The sequence below is a fragment of the Granulicella mallensis MP5ACTX8 genome, assembly GCF_000178955.2.
In the GTDB taxonomy this organism is placed as follows: domain Bacteria; phylum Acidobacteriota; class Terriglobia; order Terriglobales; family Acidobacteriaceae; genus Granulicella; species Granulicella mallensis.
Map to the genome: position 1 here is coordinate 2,426,819 of NC_016631.1, position 19,492 is coordinate 2,446,310.

The 19,492-nt window shown below is 56.3% G+C and carries 17 protein-coding genes; 10 read left to right on the plus strand and 7 right to left on the minus strand.

All coding sequences use genetic code 11. From position 1 onward, the window contains the following. Positions 1-221 precede the first annotated feature (221 nt). Positions 222-2,510: a PQQ-binding-like beta-propeller repeat protein gene (locus ACIX8_RS10160; RefSeq protein ID WP_014265251.1), complete on the plus strand. Its 2,289-nt coding sequence runs from the start codon at positions 222-224 to the stop codon at positions 2,508-2,510. Between the two features lie 114 nt (positions 2,511-2,624). Here ACIX8_RS10160 and ACIX8_RS10165 read toward each other — a convergent pair whose 3' ends face one another. After that, entirely contained in the window at positions 2,625-3,455 is an 831-nt protein-coding gene (locus ACIX8_RS10165; protein ID WP_014265252.1) for a CPBP family intramembrane glutamic endopeptidase, read from the minus strand. A gap of 159 nt (positions 3,456-3,614) precedes the next feature. After that, positions 3,615-4,118 carry a GbsR/MarR family transcriptional regulator gene (locus tag ACIX8_RS10170; protein ID WP_014265253.1) on the minus strand — a complete coding sequence of 168 codons (504 nt, stop codon included), beginning with the start codon at positions 4,116-4,118 and terminating at the stop codon, positions 3,615-3,617. Between the two features lie 220 nt (positions 4,119-4,338). Between ACIX8_RS10170 and ACIX8_RS10175 the strand changes: the two genes are divergently transcribed. Then, on the plus strand, positions 4,339-4,965 hold the full coding sequence (locus ACIX8_RS10175) for a hypothetical protein (RefSeq protein ID WP_014265254.1): 627 nt from the start codon (positions 4,339-4,341) through the stop codon (positions 4,963-4,965). 113 nt (positions 4,966-5,078) lie between these two features. Here the strand turns inward: ACIX8_RS10175 and ACIX8_RS10180 are convergent, their stop codons facing one another. Continuing rightward, positions 5,079-5,501 carry a hypothetical protein gene (locus tag ACIX8_RS10180; RefSeq protein ID WP_014265255.1) on the minus strand — a complete coding sequence of 141 codons (423 nt, stop codon included), beginning with the start codon at positions 5,499-5,501 and terminating at the stop codon, positions 5,079-5,081. Positions 5,502-5,508: 7 nt separating this feature from the next. Then, positions 5,509-6,309 carry an SDR family oxidoreductase gene (locus ACIX8_RS10185; RefSeq protein WP_014265256.1) on the minus strand — a complete coding sequence of 267 codons (801 nt, stop codon included), beginning with the start codon at positions 6,307-6,309 and terminating at the stop codon, positions 5,509-5,511. A 105-nt stretch (positions 6,310-6,414) separates the two neighbouring features. Here ACIX8_RS10185 and ACIX8_RS10190 point away from each other — a divergent pair, with 105 nt between their 5' ends. From ACIX8_RS10190 to ACIX8_RS10200, 3 genes are all read left to right on the plus strand, one after another. Continuing rightward, positions 6,415-7,041: a TetR/AcrR family transcriptional regulator gene (locus ACIX8_RS10190; protein ID WP_223295506.1), complete on the plus strand. Its 627-nt coding sequence runs from the start codon at positions 6,415-6,417 to the stop codon at positions 7,039-7,041. 123 nt (positions 7,042-7,164) lie between these two features. Beyond that, the gene (locus tag ACIX8_RS10195) at positions 7,165-7,833 is read left to right on the plus strand and encodes a helix-turn-helix domain-containing protein (protein ID WP_190273763.1); all 669 of its coding nucleotides are present in this window, start codon (positions 7,165-7,167) and stop codon (positions 7,831-7,833) included. A gap of 140 nt (positions 7,834-7,973) precedes the next feature. Next, a complete protein-coding gene (locus ACIX8_RS10200; RefSeq protein ID WP_190273764.1) occupies positions 7,974-8,693 on the plus strand; it encodes a TlpA family protein disulfide reductase in 720 nt (239 codons plus the stop codon). A 124-nt stretch (positions 8,694-8,817) separates the two neighbouring features. Here ACIX8_RS10200 and ACIX8_RS10205 read toward each other — a convergent pair whose 3' ends face one another. The 3 genes from ACIX8_RS10205 to ACIX8_RS10215 all read right to left on the minus strand — a co-directional run bounded on the left by ACIX8_RS10205 (position 8,818) and on the right by ACIX8_RS10215 (position 12,671). Next, complete coding sequence (locus ACIX8_RS10205; RefSeq protein ID WP_044178323.1) at positions 8,818-10,038, minus strand: amidohydrolase family protein; 1,221 nt, start codon at positions 10,036-10,038, stop codon at positions 8,818-8,820. Positions 10,039-10,214: 176 nt separating this feature from the next. Beyond that, positions 10,215-10,703 (minus strand): nuclear transport factor 2 family protein, encoded by a 489-nt coding sequence (locus tag ACIX8_RS10210; protein ID WP_014265261.1) that lies wholly within the window; start codon positions 10,701-10,703, stop codon positions 10,215-10,217. A 231-nt stretch (positions 10,704-10,934) separates the two neighbouring features. Continuing rightward, positions 10,935-12,671 (minus strand): FAD-dependent oxidoreductase, encoded by a 1,737-nt coding sequence (locus tag ACIX8_RS10215; RefSeq protein ID WP_014265262.1) that lies wholly within the window; start codon positions 12,669-12,671, stop codon positions 10,935-10,937. 371 nt (positions 12,672-13,042) lie between these two features. Here ACIX8_RS10215 and ACIX8_RS10220 point away from each other — a divergent pair, with 371 nt between their 5' ends. From ACIX8_RS10220 to ACIX8_RS10240, 5 genes are all read left to right on the plus strand, one after another. Next, positions 13,043-13,492, plus strand: coding sequence for a DUF1569 domain-containing protein (locus tag ACIX8_RS10220; RefSeq protein WP_014265263.1), 450 nt, complete (start codon positions 13,043-13,045; stop codon positions 13,490-13,492). A 92-nt stretch (positions 13,493-13,584) separates the two neighbouring features. After that, positions 13,585-15,570 (plus strand): ATP-dependent DNA ligase, encoded by a 1,986-nt coding sequence (locus ACIX8_RS10225; RefSeq protein WP_014265264.1) that lies wholly within the window; start codon positions 13,585-13,587, stop codon positions 15,568-15,570. 56 nt (positions 15,571-15,626) lie between these two features. After that, the gene (locus ACIX8_RS10230) at positions 15,627-16,553 is read left to right on the plus strand and encodes a metallophosphoesterase family protein (RefSeq protein ID WP_014265265.1); all 927 of its coding nucleotides are present in this window, start codon (positions 15,627-15,629) and stop codon (positions 16,551-16,553) included. 60 nt (positions 16,554-16,613) lie between these two features. Beyond that, positions 16,614-17,444 (plus strand): helix-turn-helix domain-containing protein, encoded by an 831-nt coding sequence (locus ACIX8_RS10235; protein ID WP_044176522.1) that lies wholly within the window; start codon positions 16,614-16,616, stop codon positions 17,442-17,444. A gap of 198 nt (positions 17,445-17,642) precedes the next feature. Next, entirely contained in the window at positions 17,643-19,451 is a 1,809-nt protein-coding gene (locus ACIX8_RS10240) for a serine hydrolase domain-containing protein (protein WP_052310592.1), read from the plus strand. Positions 19,452-19,492: the final 41 nt, after the last annotated feature.

The window sequence follows — 19,492 nt, forward strand, 5'->3', positions numbered from 1 at the left end:
CCCAGGTTATCCCCGGGATCATTGCCCAAGTCAGCCCGCTTCTAAACCGGCTTGAAGGGCGCAGACAACATTCAGACATTTCAGTGACAACTGGTGGTCCGAAGTGGATGTACCTTTGGCTTGTCTTGAATGGGCAGGCTTGGATAGTCGGCTATTCAGTTGCGGGTAAATGAACGACAAACTGTGTATTGATGTTTGGCTAGTGGATTGGGAGAGTGGTTATGGGTCCTGTCTCGAAGGTCATGCGTGGGTGCCTTGCTCGTTGGTTCCGTACTGGATTTAGTGCTGGACTCGGTTTGATTGTCCTTTGCGCAGCCTTGACGTCCTGTGGCGGCAAAAAAGCTGCGGCAGACTTTTCCCTCTCGTCTACGCCTGTGGCGATCACGCTTGTGCCGGGTGCGACGGGGCAGCAGGTGAGTGTGACGGCGACTGCTGCGAACGGCTTTAGTGGCATGGTGGCGGTCGCGATTACGGGACTGCCGTCGGGAGTGACTGCGCAGCCGGCTACGCTTACGCTGACCCCGGGGATGGCACAGAGTGTGATCATAACTGCCGCAGCGAGCGCAATGGCAGGGAACGCTACGCTTACGCTGACAGGGAGTTCGGGGGCGTTGACGCACACCTCGACGGTGATGGCGACGATCTCCGCGCCGCCACCGGACTTTACGCTGACGCTGGCGCCTGCATCGCTGACCGTGGTGGGTGGGGCGACGGGTGTACCGGTGAGTGTGACTGCAAGCGCCGTGAATGGGTTCAGTAGCACTGTGGCGGTTGCACTTAAGGGGCTGCCTGCGGGTGTGACTGCGAATCCTGCGACGCTGAGTCTTGTTCCAGGGACGGCGCAGAGCACCGTTCTGACGGCGGCGCTGAGTGTGATGCCGTCTACGGCTACGGTGACCTTTACGGGAACGTCGGGCAGCATCGTCCATACTGCGTCACTGGCTTTGACGGTGCAGGGTGTCGCTTTGACGAACGCGCCGGATGTGACGACGTTCCACTATGACCTTGCACGGGATGGACTGAATGCGCAGGAGACGATTCTGACGCAGGGCAATGTGAACTCCACGCAGTTCGGCAAGATCGGATTCGATACGGTCGACGGCAAGGTGGATGCGCAGCCGCTATATCTTGCGAATGTATCGATACGTGGACAGCTGCACAATGTGCTGTACGTGGCGACGGAGCATGACAGCGTGTATGCGTTCGACGCGGATACGGGCACGCAGCTATGGATGACGTCGATCCTTGGAAGCGGCGAGACGACGAGCGACGATCATGGTTGTTCGCAGATTACACCGGAGATCGGGATCACTTCGACGCCGGTGATCGATCGCAAGCAGGGGTCGAATGGGACTCTGTTTACGATTGGCATGACCAAGGATGCGGGTGGGGGATACCACCATCGGCTGCATGCGCTGGACCTGACGACAGGTGCGGATCTAAGCACGCCAACGGAGATTGCCGCGAGCTATCCGGGAACGGGAGACAACAGCCAGAACGGGAACGTGGTCTTCGATCCTTCTCAGTATGCGGAGCGGGCAGCGCTGCTCCTGGTGAACGGCACAATCTACACGGGCTGGACGTCGCACTGCGATGTGGGTTTGTATACGGGATGGGTAATGGGGTATAGCGAATCGACGCTGCTGCAGACGCAGTTGTTGAACCTTGTGCCGAATGGGCACGAGGGTTCGATATGGATGAGCGGCAATGGAATGGCTGCAGACAGCAGCGGATTCATCTATCTGCTGGATGCGAATGGGACGTTTGACACGACGCTGACGTCGACCGGATTTCCGACGCAGGGCGACTACGGGAATGCGATGGTGAAGCTTTCGACCGCGAGTGGGAAGCTGGCGGTGGTGGACTACTTCGAGACCTATAACGGGAGCGCGGAGTCGAGTGAGGACCTTGACCTGGGATCGGGTGGGGAGATGCTGCTGCCTGACCAGATGGATGCGCGAGGCGGGGTGCATCACCTGATTGTGGGTGCGGGCAAGGATAAGAATATCTATCTGGCCGACAGGGACAACATGGGCAAGTTCAATCAGGCGAGCGCTCCGATGGACAGCAATATTTATCAGGAGATTCCGGGTGCGATGGCGGGGCTGGTGTACTCGACGCCAGCATACTTCAATGGGGTCGTGTACTACGCGGCTGACGGCGATGTGCTGAAGGCGTTTCCATTGACGAATGCGGACATGGCGACGAGCCCTTCGAGCAAGACATCGGTGATCTTCCAACATCCGGGGCCGACGCCAACGATCTCGGCGAATGGGACGCAAAATGGGATTGTGTGGGCGCTGGAGTCGGGCTTGACGATGCCGGGGGTGCTGCATGCCTACGATCCGGCGAACCTGGCGCATGAGTTGTACAACAGCGGCCAGGCTGCGAATGGGCGCGACAGCTTTGGGAACGGCAACAAGTTTATTGCGCCGGTGATCGTAAACGGGAAGGTGTATGTCGGCACGCAAAACGGGGTGGCTGTGTTTGGATTGCTGCCGACGCAGTGAGTGGACTAGAGAAGCTCGCCAGCCGATTCATGCCTTCAGAATGTTGGAATAGTGCGCGAACCCTAACTTGATTTAGCGCGCTGCTTCTGGAAACGAAGCTTGTATGCTCCTTTGCTAGCGCCATAACCAAGTCATCAAAAACAGCAAGGCGTACTCAATTCCGTCACTTATGTTGTGCCCGAGAATGGGCGCTAACAAGCTGCCAGACTTTTCGCGCCAATAGGCATACACGATGCCGAGCACAAAGCCGTAAGATTGCTGGCCAACGGCTAGCCAAACGTTTCCCTGCCAGAAACTGGTGATGTGAGCAAGTGCAAACAATAGCGCCAGGATCACTCCAGCCACGTGCATGTCGAACTTCCCACAACGTATTCGACCTGAGGTGTGTCGCATGAGGAATGTTTGGAGCAAACCGCGGAACGGAATTTCTTCAGTGAACCCAACAACGATCCCATACGCGCCAAGCCATCCAATCAGGCTTAAAGGAGTTAGTGAAAGATGCTCCGGCGGAGGAATACGTTTCAGTATCTGCGGGAAATAGTCTACCGCCGTCATCAACACCCCGAACAAAGTGCCCCAGACCAGCGCAGGCAGCACGTAACTCTTGCCTTGCGGCCATCGCAGTCCATACTCAGCAAGCCGGCCTTTGCTCAACCAAGCGGACAGCACCAGTGCAATGACCAGCATGACCGCATGGTCAATATAGCCACCCAACCACGGCATCGTATTACTGGTTTCGGTGCTGATGTGTCGTGCGACCCACATATATACGAAGCCGCCCGGCAATAGAACCAGAAGACCAAGCCCCAGCGTCGCGAAGATCGACCAGACGGGAATTCGCAGATCCGATATCGAAAACACCGAGGTTTCACTGCCCACAAGATATTTCCCGGCTGCGGTTGTGTTTTCGCTAGTGACCTGAATTCTCTGGTTGTTTAAAATCATGCCAGCCTTTCCGTGTTTTGAATCCCATTGTGGAGACTTAGTCGACTAGAGGAGGGATGCCTGTGATCTCTTTCACTCTTGATACCGTTTGCAAACTTCACCATTCTCGATGGTTCGCTCCGCTCCGTTGAGTGTCACAGCAGTTCGTAAGGGTTTCTACTACTTGCGCGCAGCCCATTCCTGCAGTGCTAACTCCAATGCATTGCGATTCAGCAAGTAGAAGTCGGCCATGACATCCAGTCGATTGCGTGCCGCTTTGCTGCTGGTCTTGCGAGCGCCCTGTCTGAGGAGTTCAGTCAATTGCCCCATATACCGCATTTGGCCCTTGAGAATGCCGTCGAAATCATCCGAAGCCTCGTACAAAATGCTGCGCGTACCACGCTGGCTCTGACGGCGCGCAAGTGTAAACGTCTCCAATAGCCGCGCTGCTACGCTTGCGGTGCTCTTACTGACTTCGAGTTCGGCAACAATATCATCCAGGCTGACTGGGCTTTCACTCAGCAGCAGATATCCGTATAGCCGCGCCGCAGCCTCTGGAACTCCGGCTGAAACGAGGATCCTGGCAATATCCCGAATGAAATGTTGGCGATTCTCTCTCTCCCGTATATTCGCTATATTCGACATATGCCGAATATAGCGAATATGAAAGAGCAGCGCAAACACCAAATACTGAACGACCTGATCTCAAGCTTATAAGAGAGCGCAGTGTTGCAAGGCCTGTCAATGGAATCGATTGCTCCTGCAAGTCGTGTGGAGGGATTGCCACTACAAGGAGAGGTCAATTGTTGCCATAAGGATGCAGTACTTCCTAAATGCCGACTTCCGGGGAACTATCCTAGAGCTACAGCGACGTGCTGCCGTGGCGTAAGGAGACTCCGATCGAATGAACGTATCAACCTTCGCGGCCATCACAGTCGTTCTGCTCGTTTTCTACGTGGGCGCTCGCTACTGTACGAAGCTTATCCGTAAAGAGATTTCTCCCCGAATCGCTACATGGCTGATCTTCGAAATAGGGGTCGTCATGAGTCTGGCATCGTATCTTGCCGGGAACGATCATAGCCTCATCAAAGCTGCGCTCAACGCGGCGGACAGCCTCCAAGTCACTGTGATCCTGTTAGCGCTTGTGATCGAACAGTGGGGGCGAAAGATCCAGTTCACTCGAAATGAGCTGGTCTCGCTTGGGATTTCATGCGTAGCAGCCGTAGCCTGGATGGTTACCAAAACCGGATGGATAGGTTTTATCGGATTTCAGTCGGTCATGTCTATCGCTTACCTGCCGACAATCGAAAGCCTTTGGCGCTGGAAGTCAGGGCCGTCGCCCGAGCCGATGGAAAAGTGGGGTATTAACGTGATCATCGCTCTGATCGGAATTGTTGTAGACATCACCGGCCGACATGACTATCTCGCAATGGTCTATCCACTCCGTGCATTAATCCTTTGCGTTGTCGTCGTAGTTCTGATCACCCGATGGGAACAGAAGAGCAACGCAGAGCTATCGTCGGTCCGGTGATAGCGGGATAAAAGAAGGCCCCCAAAAAATCTAGGCTGCTTCCAAATGCCAACTTATCGCTCCTAATCAGGAGTACGCAATTGGCTTGGCAACGTTGCAAAACTCTACCCCATCTAGTGCGTTCCGATATAGGCGGCAGCCAAGACCGCTATGACAACGGACAGCGACGATGAAGCAAGCTCTTCGGTAGTCGCGTATGGGTAATCTTTGCCATTTCCGGCATGTTTGCGAATGCCTTCTCTGCTCCAAAGGCGATAATGAGCCGCCGTCGTGAGTGGATGGAAGACTATTAACACATAACCGGCGGCCAGGACTACTCGCGAGAGCCAGAGGTACGTGTCTGTTGCGATGGGGAGTACGATCAGGCAAATTACCGCAGCGAGCAAACTCATAACGTTGAGCACGTCCGGTATGAGAACGAAGGCTTCCCTCTCAGCGTGGCCGAGGTTGAGCTCTCGATTCACTCGCCACCCGAAGGCGGCGAGCTGCAGGGCGATTAAGGGGGGAGCGAGTCTGTAGAGGGTGTCTGGAGTCATACGAGCGCTACTTCACCATGACTTTCACCAGCAACGGGCGCCAAATCGCATCCGGCAGAATTCGATTCATCCAAAAAAATGGGCCGGGTTTGGCGAGGTAACGTAATCGATTGCTCGAATCGTTCGCAGCACGGTAGATGATCTTCGCAACTTCCTCCGGCCTGGCTGCTCTAGAGCTGCTTTTCGTGAATACATTCAGGAACTTGTTCATGCTTTCTCGATAAGGGTCACTTACCGCCATTTGCATGCTGCCTTTGCCGAACTCGGTGCTGATGCTGCCGGGTTCGATTAGCTTGACCCGGATATGAAACGGCTCCAACTCATAGCGCATCGATTCGCTTACCCCTTCCACTGCGAATTTTGTCGCGACATAAGACGACGCGTAAGGAAGCGCCATGCGGCCAACGATGGAAGAGACATTGAGGATCAAACCTTCGCCCGCGGCCCGCATGATGGGAAGAACCTGCTGCGTGACCGAGATCAGGCCGAAGAGATTCGTTGCAAATTGCTGCTGGATTTGCTGACTGCCCAGAGCTTCCACCGGGCCGAACAGTCCGTAGCCTGCGTTGTTCAGCAGCACATCGATCTTTTGATAGCGGCTCAATGTATCGGAGATCGCCTGTGCGATGGAATCCGCATTCGTTACATCCAGAGCGAACAGGCTGATTGGCGGATGCTGAAGAATGGGGTCGGCCTTGAGCGGGTCGCGCAGGGTTGCTGCGACATTCCAGCCCTTTTCGGCGAAATATAGCGCGGTAGCTCGTCCGATACCGCTGGAGGCGCCGGTTATCAAAATTGTTTTAGCCATTAGCTGCTGATCCTCGTGTTCGTTGTTTTCTATACATCCTATTCAGTATAGATATACCGAACGGTATTTGAGTTGCAAATAGTTTTCGTGCGCTATGCTGGAAACGTGGCTAAAGCGATGAAGCAGAGATTGACCCGGCAGGAGAGCCGGCTCGAAACCAGGACGAGGCTTCTGGATTCCGCAGCGCAATTGTTTGCACGGGGCGGCTATGAAGGGGCATCGGTTGATTTGATCGCGGAGAGTGCGGGCTACTCCAAGGGAGCGTTCTACTCCAATTTTGAGAGCAAAGAAGCTATCTTTCTGGAACTTCTCGACGCCCATAAGCGGCGCGAGATTGAAGCCCTGGCTCAGCTTCTTGCGCAGGACATTCCCGCGCCGGAGCTTCTCTCGCAAATCCGCAACTCTGAAACCATCCGTGGTTCTGATTTCGACTTCGGTTTACTTTCTGCGGAGTTTCAGTTGCAAGCCTGCCGCGATAAGTCATTTGCTAAGACCTATGCCAAGCTGCACCGCACTCACCGGGATACTATGGCTGGATTGGTTACGAAACTGTTTGCCAAGCTTGATCGAAAGCCACCCTCTGACCCGAAAGATCTTGCCGACATCATTATGGCGTTGACGACCGGTCTTTCTTTACAAGGAACAAGCATGCAAGGACCCCTACGAAAAGGTTTCGTGACGGAGGCGATCCTGCTGGTTCTTGGTATCGAGCCCATCGAGGGCGATAGGTGACGAGAAACACCCTTCGCGTCATTGATGTGCCTGCGCAAGTGTACAAATCTTGCGATCTGAAGCGTGACGATGGGTTACGTCTTGGCGGAGAGGCATACTGTATTCAAGGGGACAACTATGCGCATGTGGCAGACAATCCGCTCTTCTGTTTTCAGTCGCCACAGCCATCAGCACGCTTACGCGGCGATTGTTCTCTCTGGTGGTTACGAAGAGGCTGGAGATCAAGGGCGATTTTGGGTAGAGGCCGGTGATGTTGTCTTACACGATCGTTTTGAAGCTCACCTAAACCGTTTTCCAGATTCGGGAGCCGTAGTAGTTAATTTGCCTTTGCCTATAGGGCATTCGTTCTCGCCAGGCCTGGCGAATGTTCCGGACCTCGACTTCGTTATTCAAACTGCGGAAACAAATCAAACGCAAGCAGCAGATCTTCTGCTCTCGACAGCTATAGTGCGGAAGGTAATACATGCAGACTGGCCGGATGAGTTAGCGGTAGCCTTAATTCAACGTCCATCTCTGAATTTATCTCGCTGGGGTGAGATGAACGGGCTCAGCCCTTGGGCGATATCGCGGGGTTTTATGCAGGTATTTGGGATCTCTCCGTCAGTATTTAGAGCGAGGACACGCTCACGCCATGCGTGGAAGGCCATTGAGTCGAGTGGAGAGCCGTTGGCACAGATCGCAGCTTCTCTTGGTTTTTCCGACCAACCTCATATGACTCGCAGTGTGAAACAGATGACAGGCTTGGGGCCGCAGGCATGGCGGGCTGCTGCAAATAGATTCAAGACAACTTGAATCCCAATCGGTACAACAACAGCATGGTATGTGACTTTTCCACTCGCTGCGTTCGACGTATGCTTGTTTTTTGCGTGGTTCTTCTGTCTGCGGGGTGGACTGCCACAGCTCAACAAGGAACCAAAGTTCAGTTCAGTACGGTGTTACTGATCCAGGAGAAGAGCGGTTGGCAGGTCGAGTTGCTCGATCATGTGATCAACAAATATGGTCTACTTCCCGGTGATCTTTTGGTTAGTGTGGATGGCAACGATGCCTCTACCTTCGGCCCGCTGGTGATGACCGCATTCATGAATAATGCGTCTGTTCGAGCATTCCCGATTACCGTAGTCCGTGGTGGATACCGTAGAGAACTCATTCTGTACAGAGGCGAGGGGAAAGTTCCAGCACCAAAGGCGCTCGCAAAGAAGAGCCTTGTTGCCAGCGGTGCTGAGGCACCCGATTTGCACCTTCCATCGCTGCAAGGAAAGACAGTCATTTTGAAAGACTATCGAGGCAAATGGGTGCTCCTGAACTTTTGGGCTACCTGGTGCTTGCCATGCCAGGAAGAATCGCCAATTCTGAGCAAATTAGCCCTGGCTTACCCTCAGCAACTTCAAGTTCTCGCTATTGCGGTGCAAGATGATCATAAGAGCCTGGAGACATTCGCCACTCGAATGAAACCTGCATATACGATTCTTGAGTCCGGCGATTTAAAGAGTGCGGTCGCTCTCTCGTATGGCGTCAATAACGGCATGGGGTCGGCTACGGTGCCATTTAGCGTCCTGGTCCGCCCGGACGGCTCAGTTGCTTATGTCCAAGGAGGCTATGAGGCCCCGTCTCCATTGGAGAAACAGGTTCGTGCCTTCATCACAGGGAAGTGATTCGCCCCTTCTGAGATGGTTCATCTCTACCTCGCACTATCGCTGAAAATGCTTTAGCACTACGGAGATGGATCGCAACCGCCCCCGCTTTGACAAGGGTTGGTTCTGCACTTCTTTGCTTTATCTACTGACCTTCTGCTCGATAGATGATGTGTCCTTGCCGCAGGGTCATCTTGATGCGCGAAAATGCCGTTATGTCATCGGCTGGATCGCTATCAAGGACGGCCAGATCGGCATCTTGACCGGTAGTAATGCGACCAGCTGTTGCGGCGAACCCGAGCCGCTTGGCAGGCGTGGTCGTGAGCGTCGCCAGAACCTGCCGATAGTTCAGGCCTGCACGACCGAGCAACTCGTATTCCCTGGTAAGAAGACGATAGTCGGTGATGAAGCCGATGTCTGTACCGAAGAGAATCTGCCCGCCGGCATCCGAGTAGCTTTTCACCTCTTGCAGGATTCCTTGATGGTTGGCGTCAGGGCCATCTTCGCCACTAAATAAAGTGAGAGTCGGAATCAGGGAGACATTGGCCGCCTTCAGGCGGTTAACGATTGCTGGGGTCCACCCGACAGCTTCTTCCGTTGTGTGGGCGAGTACATCTACGTTGCCCTGAAGAACCAGTTCCACGCCCTCGTTAGTAGAAGGGTGTGCGAACACCAGCTTGCCCTTCCGGTGGGCCTCGGCGGTTGCGGCCTGCACAATCGGAAGGGACATGGGCAAAGTAGTGTGCTTTCCATCGCGGGTGACGATAGAGACCACGAACAACTTGATGATGTCTGCTCCCTGAGCGACGTCTTCATCCACGGCTCGTACTGCCTCTTCCGGCGTGGCCGGCTGAGGAAGTTGTTTCACCAACGCTGAAGGTACAGACTCGGTCACATAGTAGGGGATACCGTCGTGGGGATACAGCGGAAAACCGGCCGTCAGGATGCGCGGCCCGATCACATCACCTGATTGAATTCGCTTGCGAATGGCAACTGTATTGGGCAGATCGGAACCAGTATCAACGACTGAAGTGAAGCCATAGCGCGTGAGCATTTGCTGGAGCTGCGTATTGAGCTGCGTGGCCGGAAGACTTGCGGCACCTTCCCATTTTGGCTCGGTAAAATGAACGTGGCTGTTCCAGAAGCCGGCGACGATTGTCTTTCCGGTGCAATCCACGGTGTCGAAGCCCGGTGGGACATGCACTCTGCCTTTCGCTCCGACGGCGGTGATTTTCCCGTTCTCGATCAGGACGATGCCATCTGAGATTGGCTTGGAAAAAGGGTCAGGATAGATTCGGCCACCCACCAGGGCAAGATTTTGTCTGGCCGTATTGCTCTTCTCCTGCGCACAGAGGGAAGAGGACATGCAAAACAGAAATATGGCCAGCACGAACATAAGTCCCGGTGGCCGAACTTGGTAGCTACTCAAAGGCTTCAAAGTCGACTCCGTGACAGGTTATAGTTCGGTTGTAGGAAATCTGTGCCCCAAATGTTGCCGTTAGTTTATGCCTAAATCGCCTGTGCGCACGCCGAGTGCCAACTTTACGGCTCAGATTTTGTAAGCGTTGCTCCGTACCGCTGACGATAGCTTTCTCCGGCGGCAGCATCTTTGAATGCAAGTGCAATAAACAGCTCTGACCGCAGCTTCCAGCCGTGTTCCGTTCTGCGCCACATGGCCAGGTAGGTTCCGCCGAAAAGGGCCGGGCCGCCGGAGATGCATCCTGCCCAATGGCCGTGTTCGGCGGCCAGTGGAACCAGATCCGAGATTCCAATCGAATCGACGGTGCGTTCAAATCGAATCGAATGCGGGGCTTCAAAGTCTTTCGCGAACGCCGCGATGTAGGCCTCGCGGGTGAGCAGAGTTCCGTTTCCGGTGACGACCATAAAGTCTTCGTCCAGGCTGGCGGCGAAGTTGGTGGCATCGCCAGCGGCAATGGCTTGATTGGAGGCGTTGCGTATATCCCGAATCAGATTCTGGTCAGGAGTTCCTTGCGCACTGCCGGATATCGAGGCTGTTGCTGGAGAATTCATCCGGCGATTTTATCAATAGGTTGCAGCGCCCTATTCGTCAGAGTAACAATGCCCAACGAAAGTGTAGCTCTGAAAGTGAGATTGATCTCGTCGAGCATCGATGGGACGCCCTTTCAGGGCTCATCTTTTCTTCGCCACGGAACCCAGGGCTTTGCCCTGGGCTGGGATATATCGCCCCTTTGGGGCTTGGAGCGTTGCTTGCGTCTGGCTGAATAGTCCACGAGAGATGCGTTAGCTTTGCGGGGTAGCGGCTGCACTTACCGATCGCAAGGCTGCCAGCGCGGAGTTCGGCTCGGCGGCGAATTTGTTGCGATGATCTGCAAGGTAGCGATGAACGTCCGAGATGACCACGGAACCTTCGCCGACCGCTGATGCCACGCGCTTCACGGAGTTAGAGCGCACATCGCCCACGGCATACATTCCTGGCACGCTGGTCGCGTAGGGAGTACCGTCAAAGCCTTCTTCGCCTCCCGTGAGGATGAAGCCCTTCTTGTCCAGCCGTACCGTGCCGAAGAGCCAACCGGAGTTGGGTTCGGCGCCGATCATCACGAAGACGCTTCCGATCGGCTTCCTGGTCGACTCGCCAGTCCCGCGATTGATCCAGGTGACGCAGTCGAGGGACGATTCGCCTTCGAGCTTCACGATCTCCGAGTTGGTATAGAGCGTGATATGCGAAGAGCTTTCGATGCGCGAGATAAGATACTGCGACATGGTGTTCGCCAGCGATTTACCACGCACGATGTGATGCACATGTTTCGCGATGCCGGATAGAAACACCGCGGCTTGTCCCGCTGAGTTGCCACCACCCACCACGATCACCTCATGGTCGCGGCAGAGCAGGGACTCCATCGCAGTAGCCGCATAGTAGATTCCACGGTTTTCATACTGGGCGTAGTTCTCCACCGAAAGTTTGCGGTACTGCGCTCCGGAGGCCACCACGACAGATCGTGAGCAGACCGGGATACCACCCGCGAGGGTCAGCTTATGGATGCCATCGATCTGTTCCGCCGTGATCGTATCCCTGGAGATGGCGAAGCGTACGCCGAACTTCAACGCCTGCAACTGGGCGCGGCTCGCCAGGCGCTGGCCGGAGATCCCGGTTGGAAAGCCGAGGTAGTTCTCAATCTTGGAACTGGTGCCTGCCTGGCCCCCGGGAGCGGTGCCCTCGATCACAATGGTGCAGAGCCCCTCCGATGCCGCATAGACGGCGGCGGCGAGCCCTGAAGGCCCGGCGCCGACGACTGCTACGTCGTAGATCATCTCGGGGTCGGGAAGCTCGGTGATACCTAGTTCGTCGGCAAGTTGCGTGATGGTGGGCCGCCGCAGGATACGGCCATCGGAGAGGACCACCGCAGGTAGCGTCGGTGTGGGTTCGTGATCGGATAGGTCGTCGAGTTGTGCGGTCTCCTCGGCAGGCTCCTCAACGATCCTGTGGGGGTAGCTGTTGCGGATCAGGAAGCGCTGTAGTTGCGTCGTCTCCGCATCGTTGGCGCGTCCCATGAGGATGATTCCACTGGTCGCTTCGGCGATGATGCCGATGCGACGCCAGATGGTCGCTGAGGTGATGAGATTGGCGATATCGCCTTCTGCACGCATGAGTCTCTGCAACTCGTTGCGCGGGATGCGGAGGAGGCGGCTTGCGCGAACCGTCCGCGCTTCTACAAGCGAGCCCTGTGAGGTCAGAAGATTCAATTCGCCGGAGAAATCAAGTCTCTGATGATGGGCTATGACCTTGGATTCGCCATTCGTTGCGGGCAGAGAGATATCGACCTGCCCGTCGAGCACGACGTACATATCGACCTGCCGCTCCCCGTGCGTGAACAGCGGGACGTTGGCCGGGAAGGCCTCCTCCCGGCCATAGGAACGCAGGCGTTCGAGCATCTCTTCGGTGAGTTTGGCGAATGCGAGGTCCTGGCGATACTCGGGATTGTTCCAGACACTGTTCTCGGTGTTTTCATTGGCGGGCATGGCTTTGGAATATCCTCGCTGGGGTCGTGACCCTATTCTAGTCAGACCGTGGTTGAAAAGCGCACGGCCAAAAGTCCCGGTAGAAATCACCCTGCTTCGAGGCTTTCGCCGGTTCCTGCTCGATCGCCTTATCCTCTTCAGTCAGGACGCTAAGGTCGGCGCATTCCCAGGCTTGCTAACGATAGGGTGGTGGAACTTCCAGGCATTCGGATGGGTGCTTTCAGCTTCGAGTCGCGAGTTTCGAGATGCGAGATGTTCGTCAACTCGTGAGTCTGCCTTTCATGCCACTTAACCAGAAGACAGAACTTTCGAAGCTTCGTTATTCTCTTTCCATACAAGCCTTGAGCGAGATGACTGCGAGGAGAATTTCCATGCGAAATTTATTTGAAGCAGCAGCGGTAGAAGAGGTGAAGCGCCGGATCGCGAGGCTGCGGCCTGACAGCGAGCGGCTATGGGGTGAGATGAGTCCAGCCCAGGCGCTGGCCCATCTCTCTGCGCAGTTCGAGATGATCGCGGGACGAACCTTTCCGCCGCGCAGCATGCCTGGCCGGTTGTTTGGGCGGCTCGCGAAATCCATCTTGATGAGTGAGAAGCCGATTCGACGCAATATGCCGACGGACAAAGAGCTGATTGTGAATGACGATCGCGATTTCGATACAGAACGGCAAAAGCTGCAGGGGATGATTGACTGCTTCGCAGAAAACGGTCCCGCAGGGTGCACGAAGCATCCGCATAGCTTTTTGGGGCCGCTAACGCCGGAGGAGTGGGCGAGGTTGATGTACAAGCATGTGGACCATCATCTGCAGCAGTTTGGAGTTTAGGGTAGAAATTCTGGCTGTCCGCTGGAAAGAAAGGCCCTTCTCCCCGCAGCGGCTTGCTGCATCCTACTGAAGGACGAGGACCTGAAGGTTCTATGGCTTTCTTTGTGGCACTGGCGACGTTGGCGGAGAAGCTCTCGCAGGAGGGCAGCCGCCTGAAAAAACGTGCGGCGATCGCCGAGGCGATTGCGTCTTTACATGCGGCTGCGCCGGAGAGCTCCGACGCGGGACGGTTTGCGCTGTACCTGGCAGGCCAGCCCTTTGCGGAAAACGATGCGCGCAAGCTGAACGCAGGTGGTGCTCTGCTGAGTCGAGCTGTGCTGACGGTTGCAGGCGCGGACAATGCTCAACTCACAGCGGCCTATCGACGCCATGGCGATCTTGGAGCGGCGGCGCATGATCTGCTGGTGGCTCCTCATGGCAAAGCCCCGTCGACGGCTACTCTGACACTCGACGATGTGGCGGATGCCTTTGCCGCGATGGCTGTGGCGCGTACGACGGCTGCGCGCTCGTCGCTGGTGGAAGGGCTGCTGACGCGTGCTACGGCGGTGGAAGCGAAGTACCTGTTGAAGCTGATGCTCGGCGATATGCGGATCGGCGTGAAGCAATCGTTGATTGAAGAGGCGATTGCTGTGGCATCGGGCACTGAGGTGGCTGCGGTACGTCATGGTGTCATGCTGGAGGCGGACCTGGTGTGTGCCGTAGGGCGTGCTTTTGCAGGGACGCTGGCTGCGGCACGCATGACCCTGTTCCATCCCCTGGGGTTCATGCTGGCGTCGCCGGTGGAGACCCCCGAGGCTGCGGTGGAACGATTTACCGAAGCCCCCGCGAAGGAAAAGCCTGCGAAGGTTGCGAAGCCGAAGAAGGCACGGAAGAAGCGTGTTGGCGAGGACTTTGTCGATCTTGCTCCCGTGCAGGAGGTGGTCGCGAGGGATGCGCCAGAGGAGGGGCTCGCAGAGGATGCGCAGATCGAGGCATTGGCGAGCGGAGAGCTGTCTGCCGGGAGTTCTGGAGTGCTTGCCTTTCTGGAAGACAAGTATGACGGTATGCGGGCACAGGTGCATTGCGGTGATCCCTCGCAGCCGGGTCGTGTCGCGATCTACTCGCGCAATCGCGAGGACATTACGCAGAGCTTTCCGGAGCTTGCCGAAGCCTTCGCGCAGGTAGAGGAGCCCATGATTCTGGACGGAGAGATTCTGGGCTGGGATTTTGGAAAGTCGCAGGCGCTGCCGTTTGCGGTGATGGGGCAGAGAATCGGACGCAAGGTAGTGAGCGATGAAGTGCGTCGGCAGATTCCAGCCGTCTTCATGGCCTTCGACCTGCTCTTTGTGGGAGACGAGCTTTTGTTGCCTCTTCCGCTGACCAGGAGGCGCATGCTTCTGGAGGAAGTTGTAGCGCGATGGAGCGAGCATGCGCGTTCAGCTTTGGCCGCTGACTCGACTCGCAAGGCAGACCAGGCTGGATTGTTCTCGGAGACGGCTCCCGTTGCGGAACAGAAGACCCGATGGATGCTGTCACCCTCTCAACCTGTGACGGACGCGGCTGCCATCGACCAGGCGTACCGGGATGCGCGTGCACGAGCGAACGAAGGCGTGATGCTGAAGCGGGCCGACTCGGCGTATCTGCCGGGACGCCGTGGTCTGGCGTGGGTGAAGCTGAAGCGCGAACTCGCGACGCTGGATGTGGTCATTACCGGGGCGGAGTTCGGTCACGGCAAACGTGCGGGTTTGCTCTCTGACTATACCTTTGCCGTGCGGGGACAAGCTGGCCAATTGCTGAACGTTGGTAAAGCGTACTCTGGCCTGACCGATGCGGAGATCCTGGAGATGACCGCATGGCTTAAGGCCCACACGCTGGAGGATCGCGGATACTTTCGCACGGTCGAGCCGCAGATTGTGCTGGAGGTGGCCTTCAACAACATCATGCGGTCCTCGCGCCATGCCTCCGGTTTTGCGCTACGCTTTCCACGCATCCTGCATATCCGGCGGGACAAGCCGGTCAGTGAGATCGACACGCTGGAGCAGGTGGAGGCGGTGTATCAAACGCAGCCCGACCGGCCTGACGAGAGTCTTGAGGAGTAGTCGAAGGCAAGATTTACGCCAATGCAACATTCAATTCATAAGCTGAAATTATGTCTATGGATCGTCGTCACTTTCTCTCCCTTCTCGGGGCTGCTGGAACCGTTGCTACACTCGGCCATTCGCCGGTCGCCCAGGCTGAACCTGCTTCCGCTCAGGACTTCGACTTTATCTTCCTGACGGATACGCATATTCAGCCGGAACTCGATGCCACCAAGGGCTGCGATATGGCGTTCAAGAAGATGCGCACATTCAAGGCTGACTTTGCCATCCAGGGCGGAGACCACATCTTCGACGGCCTTGCGGTGCCTAAATCCCGTTCGATCAGCCTCTTCGACCTCTACGACAAGACGCAGCAGGATCTGAGCCTGCCGGTCTATCACACGATCGGCAACCACGACTGCCTTGGCATTTACACCAAGAGCGGCATCGAGCCCACGGACCCGCAGTACGGCAAAAAGTACTACGAAGAGCACGTCAGCAAGCTGTACTACAGCTTCGAGCACAAGGGCACGCACTTCATCGTGCTGGACTCCATCGGCCTCACGCCCGACCGTGCGTACGAGGGCCGCATCGATGCGGCGCAGTTGCAGTGGCTTGCGGACGATCTGAAGGCGCAGCCTGCCGGAACGCCGATCATTGTTACCAGCCATATTCCCATCGTCAGTGCCATCGATTCCTATTCCCCAGTGCCGGCGACGCCCCCGGCGCACCACGGGAATACGGTGGCCAACTCCAGCGAAGTGATTCAGCTCTTCGAAGGACATAATGTGCTCGGCGTTCTGCAAGGCCATACGCACGTCAACGAGCGTGTGGAGTGGCACGGTGTTCCTTACATCACCAGCGGTGCGGTCAGCGGCAACTGGTGGCAGGGAATTCGCCTGGGTGCGGCGGAGGGCTTTACGGTGGTGTCGCTGCGCGGTGGCAAGCTTACGACGCGGTATGAGACCTATGGGTTCAAGAGCATCGATCCGCATAACACCTAAGGCGTTGATGGCATAGGGTGGATGGCTCGTTGCGAATCGAGTAACGCGTATAACTTGTATATGCTTACCGGCGCAACGAGCCTTCCTTATGGAGTCTATTTTGGCTCCGGCCAGATTCGCCGGGAGGTTCCAGGCTTTTCCGCGTCGCTTCTGACGCCTGCGCTCCGCGCGGAGGATGTGCCGCTTCACACTCACGAAAACGCGTCGTTTGTGTTCGTGATGTCGGGAGCGTATCACTCCAGTGCTGACGGTGCGGCACGGATCAAGTCGGAGCCGATGCTTATCTTCAACCCCGCCGGGACGACGCATCGCGATAGCTTTGTGAGAGCGAGCGGTCGCTTTCTGGCAGTTTCGATCTCCGACCAGAGTTTAAAAGTTGCGTTGAATGGGGCTGTTCTGCCGACTGCGGCCCGGGCGTTTGCTTCCGGTACTGGTTTCAACACCGCACTGCGGTTCGCGGAGGAGTGCGCCTCACCGGGAACTGCCGGCATCGCTACGATGGAGGCGATGGGCTGGGAGTTACTTGCCGCTCTGTCTGGCGCAAAGCTCTGGCCAGCCCAGGACCGGCCCTATGGGCCCTCCTGGATCGGCAGGGCACGCGAACTTTTACACCAACGATGCAGCGACTCTTTGCAGATCGGGGAGATGGCGCAGCAGCTCGGAGTTCATCCGGTGTACTTCGCACGGATGTTTCGCCAGGTGTTTCACTGCACGCCGGGAGAATATCGGCTACGGTGCCGTCTGCGTGACGCTTTGTCTTCTATGCGCAGTTCGAGTCTTACGCTGTCGGAGATCGCGTTAGCCGCCGGTTTTTTCGATCAGAGCCACTTCAGCCATGCATTCCGGGAGCACTTCGGAATCTCGCCACAGGCCTATCGAAGGCAGCTTTAGAGTAAATCTCCTGTTACTGGGAAGTTGAATCGGGCGTGCAGTACCGTTTTTCTGGGGAAAAACGGCCATAAATGTCGTGGCTTCGCTTTACACCTACAGGAGATTTACTTTAGCGGAGATGCGATGGCTTTGAAGTTCAATTGGTACAAGACTAGTCGCAGCAATCTGATGATATTGAGATCTGGAGATGCTCACCCGATGCCGCTTTCCTCTTCTCTCGCACGCAATACTCTGCGGTGTTTTGTGGCTTTGGCTGCAGCACTGATACCTGTGGCCGGTTTTTCGCAGACGGCAGGGATGGATCCGCTGACTGGCGTGTGGGGAGCTGAGGCGCGTCTTGGCGTACCCGCGCAAGGTGAATTGTTTCTGGACGAAGACAAAGGCGTATGGCACGCCTCTATCGCCGGCTATCAGGTCGTCGCGGAGACGAAAGGCAACGAGATTCGGTTTACGCTGCCTGACGGTAGCGCGGAGTTTCGCGGAGTCGTAGACGCGGCTGCGAAGGTTGTTCACGGTGAGTGGATACAGCAAGGTGGCGTGATCCTCGATTCGCAGTATGCAAGTCCCGTCGAACTGCGTTCGGCCGCGCCATCTGTCTGGCGCGGCACGGTAGTTCCGCTCGAACAGCGCGTATCTGTGTACGTCATCTTCTCTTCGAAAGATGGGAAGATGACCGCGACGATCAGCAATCCAGAAGGGAACTTCTTCCGAAGGCGCGTTTACGTTGTGACCCAAGAGGGGGACAGAGTCTTCTTAGAATTGAATGGCAAGAAAGTTGAAGGCAGGCTCGACGAGAAGGCCGGGACTCTTTCTCTCCAGTTGGTCAATTGGCTTCCGCCGTTTCAGTTCACGCATCGGACGGCAAAGGACGCTGACGGATTCTACCCGAGGACCCCGGCCGATAAGGAAGAATGGCGTTATCGCAAGCCGCTCCCGGAGGGAGATGGGTGGACCACGGCGTCGATGCAGGCTGAGGGATTAGAAGCAGCACCTATCGGAGAGCTGATAAAACAGATTCTCACGGCCGACCCGACCAGCACCGCACTGAAGATCCAGAGTCTCCTGATCGCACGCCACGGTCATCTGGTGCTTGAGGAGTATTTCTACGGGTTCAGCCAGGAAAGAGTCCACGATATGCGTTCCGCAGGCAAGACGTTTGCTCCCGCGCTTGTGGGAGTGGCACGAGAGCATGGAGCGACGTTGACGCCTCAGACGCCTATCTACCCGTTGTTCGCGCAGTACAGTTCGTTTGCCAACTGGGACATCCGCAAGCAGAAGATGACTCTGCGCGACGTGATGACGATGACTGCGGGAAATGCCTGCGATGACAACAATGACGACTCGCCGGGGAACGAAGACCGGATGCAGAGCGACGCGCAGCAGCGGGATTGGTATAAGTATTCGCTTGATCTTCCGATGTTGAAGAATCCGGGCGGGGAGGACGCGATCTATTGCTCTGGGGATTTGAACCTGGTTGGGGGAGCGGTTGCCGCTGCGACACATTGCTGGATTCCGGAGTTCTTTGAAGCGAATCTTGCGAGGCCGCTGCAGTTTGGCCGTTATTATCTGAACCTGATGCCCGACGGCCAGGCGTATATGGGTGGGGGAGCGTATCTTCGTCCGCGCGACCAGTTGAAACTGGGGCAGCTCTACCTGGATGGGGGCATTTGGAACGGCAAGCGAATTGTCAGCAAGAGCTGGGTGACGGAGTCGACCTCGGTGCACTCACGATTTTCGCCGACGTACAGCCTTGGGCAAATCCATCAGTACGGCTACGGATGGCACATCCACGATTTGAAGAGTGGTGAGAAGACATACCGGGTCTTCGCTGCAGAAGGAAATGGCGGGCAGTTTGTTATTGTCGTGCCTGAGCTCGACATGGTCGTGGGAATCACTGGCGGCAGCTATGGTGAGTTCGACCAGTGGTATCGGTGGGAGCTGGAGCTTGTTCCTGAATTCATCCTTCCAGCTGCTGGTTCGAGACGCAATCATCCGCACAAACCATAGCTGTATGGTCTCTCTCAGGCACACTCGATTTCGTGCTACCG